Genomic DNA, 11,247 nt, shown 5'->3' on the forward strand with positions numbered 1-11,247 from the left:
CACGTCCTGTATTGTGACCTATGCCGCTCGCGTCCTTTTCCAGAACCGCGCCTGAAGGATCAGGGCCGAAGTCAGCACACCGATGGCGTAGCCCGCCAGAACCCCACTCGGGCCGAGGCCGAGGACGAAACCGACGGCATAAGCGAGCGGCAGCGCGACGGCCCAGTAGACCGAGATGGTAATCGCGTTCGGGACACGATTGTCGGTTTGCCCTCGCAAGGCGCCCAGGGCGATGGACTGGAGCCCGTCGGCGAACTGGATGAAGGCCATGGTCATGAACATCGGCACGGCCAAGGCAATGACTTCAAGGTCGGTGCTGAGCGCGCCAGCAATGTCATCGCGAAAGGCCAGGAGTGGTGCGAACACCAATGCCGCCCAGGCGAGAACGACGCCGTTTGCGGCCAGAAAGATTGGGCGATACCGGCTGACCTCCCGGGCCCCCACGGCCTGACCCATGCGGATGGCAACGGCCGCCGTCATGCCCATCGGCACCATATACATGATCGCGCCGATGGAATGGACGACCTGGTTTGCGGCAAGTGCGACGGCGCCGAACAAGGCCATCATCAGCCCTGTGGCGGCATAGGCGCTGCCCTCGCCGAGACTGCCGAGAGAGACCGGCAAACCCTCCTTCACATGGCGCAACACGTACGCCCAGTTGAAGCGGGCGGTCTGCCGATGAGCGGCGATGCCCGGCGCATGCCGCCAATGCCATATGGCGATCACAAGGGTTATGCTCTTGGCGGCGAAGCTTGCCAGCCCGGCACCCAAGAGCCCCAGGTCGGCCTCATAGATCAGGAGCCAGTTCAGCGGGATGTTGAGAGCCACACCGGCCAATCCGATCCATACGGCGGCCCAAGGGCGATCGACGGCGTTGTAGAGGCCGCGAAACACGCCGAAAAGAGCATAAGGCACAGTCATCGCCGCCACGGCGCACCAATATGGGAAAAGCGCGTCGAGCACCGCTGGCGATGACGTGAGCCGGGAAAACCCTGGAAAAGCCAATACCATTGCTCCGGCCACCGTCAGTGATGCCATCGTCGCCAACACCATCCCACTCGTCAGGTGCGCCGCAAGCGCATGCTGGTCCTTCGCGCCATGGGCCTGAGCCAAGGCAACGGCAACAACCGACAACAGGCCGAACAGACCCGAATAGACGATGATCAGAGCACTCGTCGCAAGACCGATCGCCGCCAGCGCATCGGTGCCGAGGGGGGCGATCATCAGCGTGTCGACGACGCCCATCAGCGTCCCGGACATCAGGCCGATGATGACCGGGACGGCCAGCCGCAGGAGCGGTGGACCTTCTGACACGATGGCTCGCCGACCGGGCTGTGAAGCGATTTTTCTGGACACGAGGAGGCTCCGATTTGAAATCCTGAGCCCGGTTACATAATGATACGTCAATGCTCACAAGTTTAGGTAATGCGCGTCATATGCGCATTGATGCGACATGGAAAACTGGGACGAGATTCGAACGGCAGCGCAGGTAGCCCGTCTAGGCACTATCAGCGCCGCCGCGGAGGCGCTTGGCGTGCATCGGGCAACGGTCACTCGCCATATCGACGCCCTGGAAACCGCGCTCGGCGCAAAGCTCTTCCAGCGCCATGCCCGCGGCTTTTCACCGACCGATCTGGGCCGTGACCTGCTGCGCATCGCCGATGCGACCGACGCGCAATTCGGTGAACTCTTTCGACTGGCCAAGGGGAGCGCCGGCGATCTGACGGGTGTCTTCACCGTCACCTGCGTCGATGTGCTGGTCCCGACGATCCTACCGATCATCGAGGTATTTCAGCGCGAACATGACGGCGTCCGCGTTCATCTGGTCAGCAGCGACCGGGTGCTAAAGCTGGAATACGGCGAAGCCGATATCGCCTTCCGCATCGGCCCCAAACCGGGGCACCCCGACAATGTCGTCCTGCCGGTCCAGCGCTTGCCGGTCGGCCTGTACGGGCCTGGAACCGATAGGAATCGGTTCGCCGGACCGGGGCGTCACGCCCCGTTCACGCCCTATTTCGAATGGATGCGTGAGACAATCCCGGCTGAGCAGATCGTCATCACCAGTGACAGCATCGCGGCTCTGTGGGCCACCGTGCGTGCTGGCAGCGCCGCGGGTTTCCTGCCCTGGACGATGGCCGAGAATGCGCGGCTGATTGAATTGGCGCCAGCGCAAGACGATTGGCACGAACAGGTCTGGGCGGTGACCCATGTAGACCTGCACCGGTCTGCCAAGGTGCAGGCCTTTGTCCAGACGATGAAACGCGTTACGCCCTAATGCTGCAATAATGCGCGTCAAGTGCGCGATGGAAGGTCTTATAAGCTAAATTGCAACATCTATTTTCCCCGCATCATCCATGCAGGGAGCTTGTCAGATGTCGAATACCAAGGTTCACGATCGTCCAATCGCCGTCGCCGGCGCGACCGGCAAACAGGGCGGCGCCGTTGCCAAACGCCTTCTCGCGCGAGGCCATAAGGTTCGCGCGCTGACTCGTAGCCCCGATAAGCCGGCCGCCCAAGAACTGGCCGCAAAGGGCGCGGAGGTGGTTCGCGCCGATCTGGAAGACCGCATCTCTCTCGATCGCGCGCTTGCCGGCGCCGGCGCGCTGTTCTCGGTTCAGGACTTTTTGGAAGCCGGTGTCGAAGCCGAACTGCGCCAGGGCCTCAACCTGACGGAAGCCGCAGCCGCGTCCGGAATCGAACACATCGTCTATAGCGGTGCCTCCACGATGGATCGCAACACCGCCGTCCCGCATCTGGACAGCAAATGGCAGGTCGAAACCCGTGTCCGCGCCCTCGATACGCCTTGGACCGTCTTTCGGCCCGCCGCCTTCATGGACAATTGGGAATGGGATCGACGGGCGATCCTGGAAAGCGGTGTCGTGCGCTATCCGATCCGGCCGGATACGCTCTACCGGCAGGTCGCTGTCGCCGACATCGCCGCCATGGCCGTTACGGCCTTCGAGCACCCGGAAATCTGGACCAGACATATCATGCCGCTCGCCGGTGACGTCTCGACCATGGACGAGATCACCGCGACCCTGTCGCGCATCACCGGCCAGACGCTGCGTTACGAGCAGATGAGCTGGGAACAGTGCGTCGCCGAACAAGGAGAGGAACTCATGCTGATGTATCGCTATTTCGACACGTTCGGTATGGATGGGGGTCCTGCCTATATGCGCCGCTTCAATCCTGATGCCATGGATTTCGAGACCTATCTGAAAAGCGCCGGTTGGGGTGAGGACACCAAAGCCAAGACGGTGTGACCGGAGAGCGGCAACGGTCCCTTGATCACCACCGTAGCGGGAGGAAACAAGCCATGTTCGAAAGCGGAGAAGCTGTTGCTCGGGCCTTTTTCGACCGCTGGAACGCGGGTGACGCCGACGGCATCGGCGCTCTGTTTGCCGAGGATGCCGACTTCGTCAATGTCGTGGGCCTGTGGTGGCGCAACCGCAAGGCCATTCGCAAGGCGCATGCTTACGGCTTCCGGCGCATCTTCCAGAACGCCAGGGTCGAGATCATTGAACTGGCCGTGCGCGACCTCACGACAGACATTCATATCGTCCACACCGTCTCGACCCTTGACGGTCAGTCGGGCTTGGGCGGCTCGGAAGCAGGCCGCCGCGTGGCTGTCATCTCGATGGTCACGCGGCGGGGGCCGTCTGGATTCGAAATCGTCAGTTGCCAGAACACCGACCGGGTTGAAGGCGCGGACACCCATGTCCGGGATGGTGATGGCTTCCACCCCGCCAGCTATCGGTCATGACTTGGCTTCAGTTCCGCACTGTTGCTCAACACGGCATCACCGAAGGGTCGCGAGGCCTGTTGAAAGCATCAAGCTTAATCGTGCTCTGCAGTATCTCTAGCGTAGTGCGATGGCGAATGAATAGTTCGCATTATTGACTCGCATGGCCCGCCGGATGAGAGTCGAACCTTTGGCGGTGGCGGCGCGCTATCGAGCGCGCAGTCGCATCGTGGCGAACCATTTCTCAGGTGGTGGGCCACGTGAGATTCGAACCCAGGGGCGCAGCAAGGCTTAACGGGTTGATCGATGTTTCAGCGCGTCCGAGTGAACCGCTTGCTTCCGCAAAATGGCCACGTAAGCAGCGCGTAAGCACTGTTTCCCAATTAGCGGAAACTTCTAATGCTTTGATTTTATGGAGGAAATTGGCGCACCCGAGAGGATTCGAACCTCTGACCTCCGCCTTCGGAGGGCGGCGCTCTATCCAGCTGAGCTACGGGTGCATACCGTTCGCGAGATGCTTACGCCATGCTTACGCGAGATTTTCGGCCTCTTGAAGAGCGAACCCGACATTCGCCCAAGCCGTTGTTTCGTCACTTCTTTCTTCCAGCACCTTCAAACTTCGCCAGACTTGACATCCGCCTTCGGAGGGCAGCGCTCTATCCAGCTGAGCTACAGGTGCCTTGGGTGCGACCTATAGCGAGATGTGTCGGGCGCTGCAATCAGGAACCGCCCTGGGGCTGACCGAATTGAGAAAACGCACGAAGCCATTGATCCGTCGTCACCTCAGATTCAGCGTGTTACTCAGGCGAAAAGCTCATGCGCCAGTTCAAGCGCATCGACCAGCGTGTCGACCTCTGCTTCGGTGTTATACATCCCAAAGCTCGCGCGACAGGTGGCCGTGACGCCCAGATGCTCCATCAATGGCTGCGCGCAATGATGGCCGGCCCGGACGGCGACACCTTTCTTGTCGAGAATGGTTGAGATGTCATGGGCATGTGCCGCGCCGCTCAGCGTAAAAGAGAAGATCGCGCCTTTCGTCGCCGAATTTCCCTGCACATTCAGCCAATTCAGCCCATCCAGCCGCAATCTCGCATAAGATGTCAGCGCCGCTTCATGCGCCGCGATCTGGTCCATGCCGATACTCATCATGTAATCGAGCGCGGCACCAAGTCCGATCTGCTGCACAATCCCCGGCGTCCCGGCCTCGAACTTCATCGGCGGGTCGTTCCAGGTAATCTGATCGCGATGCACTTCTCGGATCATATCGCCACCGCCCAGGAACGGTCGCATCTCCGCCATCCGCTCTTTGCGGATATGGATCGCCCCGGAGCCCGAGGGACCATAGAGTTTGTGCCCGGTAATCGCATAGAAATCGGCGCCAATCTCATCGACATTGACCGGCATATGCACGGCCGATTGCGAGCCATCCAGCAATACCGGCACGCCCCTATCCTGCGCTCCGGCGACAATCGATTTCACGTCGACGACCGTGCCCAACACATTCGACATATGGGTCAGCGCGATCAGTTTCGTGCGCGGCGTGATCGCCGCCAGCACCGCCTCTGGATCGAGGTCGCCATTGGCATCCACATCGACCCAGACCAGCTTGACCCCCTGTCGCTTCCGCAGGAAATGCCAGGGCACGATATTGGCGTGATGTTCAGCGACACTGAGGATGATCTCATCGCCCGCCTGCATCCGTGGCATCGCCCAGCCATAGGCGACGAGGTTGATCCCTTCGGTGGTGCCGGAGGTAAAGACGATCTCCTGTTCGTCAGCCGCGCCCAAGAACCGCGCGATGGTGCCACGCACAGCCTCATATTTCTCGGTCGCCAGGTTACTCAGGTAATGCAGACCCCGGTGGACGTTGGAATACTCCATCGAATAGGCCTGGGTGATGGTGTCGATCACGGCCTGCGGCTTCTGCGCCGAGGCGCCATTGTCGAGATAGACCAGCGGCTTGCCGTTCACTTCCCGCGCGAGGATCGGGAAATCAGCGCGGATGCGCTCCACATCATACATCAGATGCCTCCTTGTGGCACGGATACGCCCAGAATGGTCAGGGCAACGCTGGCGAGAAACGCAATCCCGATGATCGAGAGGATCACCATGACAAAGACCTGTCCAAGCGAGTGAAATCCATGCAGCGCGGCAATGAAGTTCACCAAGAGCCAAAAGAACAGGGCCATGGCGGCAATGGTGATCAGTGGCGCGAGAAATGGCACGATGATCAGGGCGACGAGCTGAATGATCTGAACGCAGATGAAGATGAACTGCAGCCAGATCACCAAGAGCAGCGCCTCATGGAACTGCCCGGTTCCGCCAAAGGCCCGCCCGATATGGTGGATCGCCTGGATCATCACAAAGAGCAGCGCGCCTTGGATCAGGCCAAGCGTGACCGGCGAAAACACCAGGACCGCCCCCTCGATCGGGTCGGTGATCAGATCGACAACGGAGCCGAGAATGATGGTGATCACGATCACCAGCGCAAACATCAGCCAAAGCGCCTGGTGCGGCGGGGCGAAACTCAACACCGTCGCGGCACCTTCGCGCGGGTCCCGCACCGTGTCGCGGGCCAATCGCACCAAGCCGCCAAGGGTCGCCATATCGGTCATCTCACGCCTGCCTTTCCGGGGCGGTCTCCGCCTCGGTCAGCGTCATGCCCCAGATTGCGAGGAAGGCCAAGACCAACCCGGCCCCAACCAGCGTTTGCGCAGGGCCCGGCCCAATGAAGCCCATGATCAGCCCGTGAAACAAAAACCCCGGGCTGGTTGCTAAGAGCGTCCAGAACAGCGCCAGTCGGGCAGCATAGGCGCTGCCCTGGCCGCGGAACAACCGGGCGGCGAGATGGCTGAGGGTGCCGATCCCATAAAGTAGGATTGGCGCAACGAAGAGCCAGCCGAACAGCGCGCCACCCAAGAGACCTTCCAGAGGCACGGTTGAGTCCAACATTGCTTCCCGCTGGAGCCGCGGCCATTGCGCCACGAAGATCAGCAGGCAAGCCAGCATCAGATAGATCAACGCCCGATCTTCCCGCCGCCCCATATCGAGGAGACGACGGATTACCTGGCGCGGACGGCGCCAGGTTTGCAGAATATCGGACGTCACCGCCATGTCTTACCCGTGCCGCCGCTCCAGCCACTGCTGCAGCCGCATCAGGATGTCCTCGCGCAGACGGTCATCCTCGATCTCATCGATGGCTTCAGCCAGGAAGGCCAGCACCAGAAGATCGGTCGCCTGATCCTCCGGCACACCGCGCGAGCGAAGATAGAACAGACCCTCCTCATCAATCGCCCCGGTCGTGGACCCGTGCGAACAGATGACGTCATCGGCGTAAATCTCAAGCTCCGGCTTGGCCTGAAAACTACTGTCCTCATCCAAGAGAAGCGCCTGACTGATCTGATACCCGTCAGTCTTCTGCGCGCCCTGTTTGACCAGGATTTTGCCCTGAAAGACGCCCTCGGCCCCGTTCCGGAGCACCTTTTTGAACACCTGACGGCTTTCGCAGCGTTCAGCATCATGGGTAATGAAGACCGTATCATCGTGATGAAATGCACCATTCGCAGCATCGCCAAGCGCCGCGCCCGCCACATGGGCGATCGCGTCATCGCCCGCAATCTCGATGATATTCTCATTCCGGGTCAGCACGCCATTGGCCGTGAGTGTGAAAGACTTGAAGGTCGATTCCGATCCGAGGCGGGAGAACATATGCGTCACCGCCCGGCGCTCATGATCGCGGCCCTGCGCCCGAACATGATGGAAGGTGCCGGTATCGGCGATCTCGATCTCCATGCATTTGTTGAACCGCGCCGCGGCGGGCCCGTTTTCCAGGATCGTGACTTCGGCCCCCTCTTCCACTTTCACCAGATGGTGCAAGATGGCATCAGAGGTCTCGGCCTGATGCAGATAGATCAAGCTGATCGGCTTGGCCGCCTTGCCGGTTGCACGGACCACAACGCCATTTGTGGCATAGGCCGTGTTTAGCGCCGCCAGCGGGCGGTTCACCGGGTCTTGGCCACGGGTTTCCAGCACACCATAGAGATCTTTCGCCCAATGGATGTCTTTGGTCAGCACATCGGAGAGCAATTCGACTTCGACACCCTCCATTGCAAGGTCATCGCTTGCTTCGGAGTCGAAAACTCCGTCGACAAAGACCAGTTTCAACCGGTCGATCCCGTCATAAAGCGGCGTCTCGTCATTACCCTCGAACACAGCCGCCTCGGGCGCTGACGGTTGGGTCAGCGTCGCCGGATTGGTGAATTTCCAATACTCGTCGCGCCGGGTCGGCAGGCCCATGCGCCGCACCCGCGCTTCGGCATCGGCGCGCGCCTCATTGGCCCATCCCGCCCCGATGGGCTGCTGCAACCCGGCCAGACGCGCGTCGGTCAGGTCGGTTTTGGCTTCAGCCAACGCCATTACGCCACCTCCGCCAAGATATCGCCATAGCCGTTCTGCTCAACCTCAAGCGCCAGCTCGGGCCCGCCGGTTTTCACGATCCGACCATCGGCCATGATATGCACGACGTCGGGTTTGATATGATCCAGCAGGCGTTGGTAATGGGTGATCACCAGGAAGCCCCGGCCCGCATCGCGCAGCGCGTTCACACCTTCGGCGACCAGCTTCATCGCATCCACATCGAGGCCGGAATCGGTCTCGTCCAGGATGCACATTTTCGGCTCAAGCATCGCCATCTGAAGGATTTCGTTGCGCTTTTTCTCACCACCAGAGAAGCCGACATTGACCGGACGTTTCAGCATCTCGGCGTCGATCTTCAGCGCCTTGGCTTTCTCCCGGATCACCTTGAGGAACTCCGCCGCGCTCATTTCTTCTTCACCACGCGCCTTACGCTGTGCGTTCACCGCGGTGCGCAGGAAGGTCATGTTGCCGACGCCGGGGATCTCGACGGGATACTGGAATGCCAAGAACAGGCCAGCGGCGGCGCGCTCTTCAGGGTCCATCTCTAGAATGTCCTCGCCTTCCAGCGAGGCTGCCCCGTCGGTGACTTCATAGCCATCCCGACCGGACAAGACATAGCTGAGCGTGGATTTGCCAGAGCCGTTCGGCCCCATAATCGCATGCACCTTGCCCGCCTCTACAGTCAGGTCCACACCTTTCAGGATCGCCTTATCCTCTTCTTCAAGAGCGACGTGCAGGTTCTTGATTTCTAGCATATTTCTTCTTCCCATCTTTCGTTACGGACCGTTCGCGCATGGCCCTTGATTTCCCACAACTCAGCCGAGCCGCACAGCCGTGCCGGAGGCCGAAACCATCAGCATGTTGTTGATCACTTCGTAATCCAGATCGACGCCAACCACCGCATTGGCCCCTAGCGCCGTGGCACGATCTTGCATCTCATCAAGCGCCACCTGCCTGGCCTTGCCCAACTCTTGCTCATAGGCGCCCGAGCGCCCGCCGATGATATCGGTGATCCCCGCAAAGAGATCCCGGAACACATTGGCCCCCAAGATCGCCTCGCCGACGACGATGCCGTGATATTCGGCGATCTGATACCCCTCGACCGAGGGGGTTGTGGTCACGATCATAGTGTTTCTCCGTCACGGTCATTTTGGCTCTGTTCAATCCGATCGGCAAAACGCAGATGTGCCGCGTTCGGGTCCCCTGCATATGCAGGGGGACGACCACTAATTGGCCGCATCAGGCAAATGTCGACCTTCGAGAGGGCCAGAACTGGGATTGGCTGAGCCATCACGCATCCTCCTTACGCAGCTGATGCTCCGGGAATGTGGCGATATACACATCGGCAAGCGTTGCGGAAAGACGATCCCGGCCGGTCAGAATATCAAGGCATAACAACGCCATATCGGGGCTGTCGAACACCGTATCGGCGGCGAGCGCCAGATAGATCAACTGATCATCGCTCAGCGTCTCGGCCCAGTCGCTATCGCGGATATAGACCGCATCGCCGTCCAGCAATTGGCTCGTCATCCGCGGGCGCAGCACCTTGTCTTCGTGCTCATGCGGCATCATCACCGATTTGGTGAACATGAACTTATGCAGCTTAAAGCCCTGGCGCCGCAGCTCTTGATCGAGATCACCAAAGAGTGGTTCGCCCTCGTAAATCCGATGAAACCGCACCTCGGTCACGACAGCCACGGCCTCAGACAGTTTACCGACGCCGCCACGCAGAACTTCCAACTCACCACCCTGCAAATCCATCTTCAGCAGATCGATCGGCGGCAACTCAGCCAACATATCCAAGGTCACGGGCCGGAGCGGCACCTCCTGGGTCTTGGCAGGCCGGATCCATTTCTCTTTGCCAATGGATTTCAGCGCGGCCCGGTCCATTGGGTAGAGCGACGAAAAGCCAGGCCAGGGATGCAGATGGAGAATCCGGTCTCCGGGCAAACCCACCGCGTCTTTGAAATAGGTTTCATGATCCGACTTGGCCTTTTGCAAGTCGTCAAAGGCCTCCGGGTTCGGCTCAAACCCATAAACATGGCATTTCTGCGCCTTAAGCAGCGGCTTATACGGCGGATCGCTGAGCGGGTTCGCCCCCACATCGCACACCCGCATCACTCGCGAGGGCTGCAACGCCTCGGTCAACACCGCGCGCCGGTTGGCATTTGCTCCGGCCATCAACTGCTCGCCTCAACCGCTGGTTTCATGATCCGCAACTCTTCAGGCAGCTTGCGCACATAAACTCGTGGGAGCCGGCGTTCGACCGCCTCGCGGCGCACAAGCTCATCCAGACACATCAGGCAAAGATCAAAGCTTTTGAAGACGGTATCAGCGGCCAGGGCGAGCCGTTTCAGCGCCTCGGTACTGACTGCTTCTTTGTCTTCCAGATTGCGGATATAGACCGCATCGCCATCAATCGATTGGCTCGCCGCAAGACGGGGATGCAACTGCTTGCGTTGTGAACTCGGCAGCAAAGCGGGCTTCTGAAACAGGATCTTGTGCAAAACGAACCCCTGCTCATGGAGTTCCGCGTCGACATCGCGCAGCATCGGCTGACCTTCATAGATTTGATAGAAGGCCACTTCGGGTATCACCGCAATCGCTTCGGTGAGCTTCGTTCTCCCGCCCTTGAGAACGTCCAACTCCGCGCCCTGCACATCCATTTTCAGCAGGTCAATCGACGGAATTTCATCAACATCGTCAAGCGACACCAAATCGACCTCGATTTCTGTGATCTCCCGCTTGTACCAATGCCCCTTGCCCATGAAATCCGCGGCGGCGCGCCGAAACTTATACAAAGACGACAGCGTCGAAATCTTATGCGAATAGAAGCGCGCTTTGCCTGGTGCGCCAACCGCGTAAGGCAGATAAGTGCGGCTCTCGTCTTTCAGGGAGGCCAATTCGGCGAAGGCTTTTTCGTTCGGCTCAAATCCCCAAAGCTGAGCCGACCCGTGGCTCAGCAAAGGATCGTAATCCGGTCGAGCACCAAACGGATTAGCCCCCACATCCACAATGTGCATGGGGCGCTCAAGCGCCAAGGATTCAATCAGAAATCGGGTTCTGCGATTGGCCAATCTGTCTGCCAT

Annotated in this window: 12 protein-coding genes and 1 tRNA gene; 3 read left to right on the plus strand and 10 right to left on the minus strand. The window is 59.9% G+C overall.

The annotated features are described in order from the left end of the window. Positions 1-18 precede the first annotated feature (18 nt). Complete coding sequence (locus tag GTF44_RS10120) at positions 19-1,314, minus strand: MATE family efflux transporter (protein ID WP_367383374.1); 1,296 nt, start codon at positions 1,312-1,314, stop codon at positions 19-21. Positions 1,315-1,453: 139 nt separating this feature from the next. Here GTF44_RS10120 and GTF44_RS10125 point away from each other — a divergent pair, with 139 nt between their 5' ends. From GTF44_RS10125 to GTF44_RS10135, 3 genes are all read left to right on the plus strand, one after another. Continuing rightward, positions 1,454-2,275: a LysR family transcriptional regulator gene (locus GTF44_RS10125; RefSeq protein ID WP_171559646.1), complete on the plus strand. Its 822-nt coding sequence runs from the start codon at positions 1,454-1,456 to the stop codon at positions 2,273-2,275. A gap of 97 nt (positions 2,276-2,372) precedes the next feature. Beyond that, complete coding sequence (locus GTF44_RS10130) at positions 2,373-3,263, plus strand: NmrA/HSCARG family protein (protein WP_171559645.1); 891 nt, start codon at positions 2,373-2,375, stop codon at positions 3,261-3,263. 53 nt (positions 3,264-3,316) lie between these two features. Then, positions 3,317-3,763: an SgcJ/EcaC family oxidoreductase gene (locus tag GTF44_RS10135; protein ID WP_171559644.1), complete on the plus strand. Its 447-nt coding sequence runs from the start codon at positions 3,317-3,319 to the stop codon at positions 3,761-3,763. Between the two features lie 402 nt (positions 3,764-4,165). Here GTF44_RS10135 and GTF44_RS10140 read toward each other — a convergent pair. The 9 genes from GTF44_RS10140 to GTF44_RS10180 all read right to left on the minus strand — a co-directional run bounded on the left by GTF44_RS10140 (position 4,166) and on the right by GTF44_RS10180 (position 11,247). Next, a tRNA-Arg gene (locus GTF44_RS10140) sits at positions 4,166-4,242 on the minus strand. A gap of 301 nt (positions 4,243-4,543) precedes the next feature. Then, positions 4,544-5,764, minus strand: coding sequence for a cysteine desulfurase (locus tag GTF44_RS10145; RefSeq protein WP_171559642.1), 1,221 nt, complete (start codon positions 5,762-5,764; stop codon positions 4,544-4,546). Further along, on the minus strand, positions 5,764-6,357 hold the full coding sequence (locus tag GTF44_RS10150; RefSeq protein WP_171559640.1) for a Yip1 family protein: 594 nt from the start codon (positions 6,355-6,357) through the stop codon (positions 5,764-5,766). The genes GTF44_RS10145 and GTF44_RS10150 overlap by 1 nt, the downstream gene beginning before the upstream one ends. A 1-nt stretch (position 6,358) precedes the next feature. After that, positions 6,359-6,856, minus strand: coding sequence for a YIP1 family protein (locus tag GTF44_RS10155; protein ID WP_145208700.1), 498 nt, complete (start codon positions 6,854-6,856; stop codon positions 6,359-6,361). A 3-nt stretch (positions 6,857-6,859) separates the two neighbouring features. Further along, entirely contained in the window at positions 6,860-8,158 is a 1,299-nt protein-coding gene (locus GTF44_RS10160) for a SufD family Fe-S cluster assembly protein (protein WP_171559639.1), read from the minus strand. Continuing rightward, complete coding sequence (gene sufC / locus GTF44_RS10165) at positions 8,158-8,913, minus strand: Fe-S cluster assembly ATPase SufC (RefSeq protein WP_171559637.1); 756 nt, start codon at positions 8,911-8,913, stop codon at positions 8,158-8,160. The genes GTF44_RS10160 and sufC overlap by 1 nt, the downstream gene beginning before the upstream one ends. Positions 8,914-8,973: 60 nt before the next feature. Beyond that, positions 8,974-9,285 (minus strand): heavy metal-binding domain-containing protein, encoded by a 312-nt coding sequence (locus GTF44_RS10170; protein WP_145208694.1) that lies wholly within the window; start codon positions 9,283-9,285, stop codon positions 8,974-8,976. A 163-nt stretch (positions 9,286-9,448) separates the two neighbouring features. Continuing rightward, positions 9,449-10,339, minus strand: coding sequence for an FkbM family methyltransferase (locus GTF44_RS10175; RefSeq protein WP_171559635.1), 891 nt, complete (start codon positions 10,337-10,339; stop codon positions 9,449-9,451). Continuing rightward, positions 10,339-11,247 (minus strand): FkbM family methyltransferase, encoded by a 909-nt coding sequence (locus tag GTF44_RS10180; protein WP_171559633.1) that lies wholly within the window; start codon positions 11,245-11,247, stop codon positions 10,339-10,341. The genes GTF44_RS10175 and GTF44_RS10180 overlap by 1 nt, the downstream gene beginning before the upstream one ends.

Origin of the sequence: Roseobacter sp. HKCCD6576-2, from assembly GCF_013179285.1 — a bacterium.
Taxonomy (GTDB): Bacteria; Pseudomonadota; Alphaproteobacteria; order Rhodobacterales; family Rhodobacteraceae; genus Rhodophyticola; species Rhodophyticola oceani.

Coding starts and splice junctions, on each gene's coding strand:
- GTF44_RS10125 (WP_171559646.1), top strand. CDS start 1,454: ATGGAAAACTGGGACGAGATTCGAACGGCAGCGCAGGTAGCCCGTCTA.
- GTF44_RS10130 (WP_171559645.1), top strand. CDS start 2,373: ATGTCGAATACCAAGGTTCACGATCGTCCAATCGCCGTCGCCGGCGCG.
- GTF44_RS10135 (WP_171559644.1), top strand. CDS start 3,317: ATGTTCGAAAGCGGAGAAGCTGTTGCTCGGGCCTTTTTCGACCGCTGG.
- GTF44_RS10145 (WP_171559642.1), bottom strand. CDS start 5,764: ATGTATGATGTGGAGCGCATCCGCGCTGATTTCCCGATCCTCGCGCGG.
- GTF44_RS10150 (WP_171559640.1), bottom strand. CDS start 6,357: ATGACCGATATGGCGACCCTTGGCGGCTTGGTGCGATTGGCCCGCGAC.
- GTF44_RS10155 (WP_145208700.1), bottom strand. CDS start 6,856: ATGGCGGTGACGTCCGATATTCTGCAAACCTGGCGCCGTCCGCGCCAG.
- GTF44_RS10160 (WP_171559639.1), bottom strand. CDS start 8,158: ATGGCGTTGGCTGAAGCCAAAACCGACCTGACCGACGCGCGTCTGGCC.
- sufC (WP_171559637.1), bottom strand. CDS start 8,913: ATGCTAGAAATCAAGAACCTGCACGTCGCTCTTGAAGAAGAGGATAAG.
- GTF44_RS10170 (WP_145208694.1), bottom strand. CDS start 9,285: ATGATCGTGACCACAACCCCCTCGGTCGAGGGGTATCAGATCGCCGAA.
- GTF44_RS10175 (WP_171559635.1), bottom strand. CDS start 10,339: ATGGCCGGAGCAAATGCCAACCGGCGCGCGGTGTTGACCGAGGCGTTG.
- GTF44_RS10180 (WP_171559633.1), bottom strand. CDS start 11,247: ATGGCAGACAGATTGGCCAATCGCAGAACCCGATTTCTGATTGAATCC.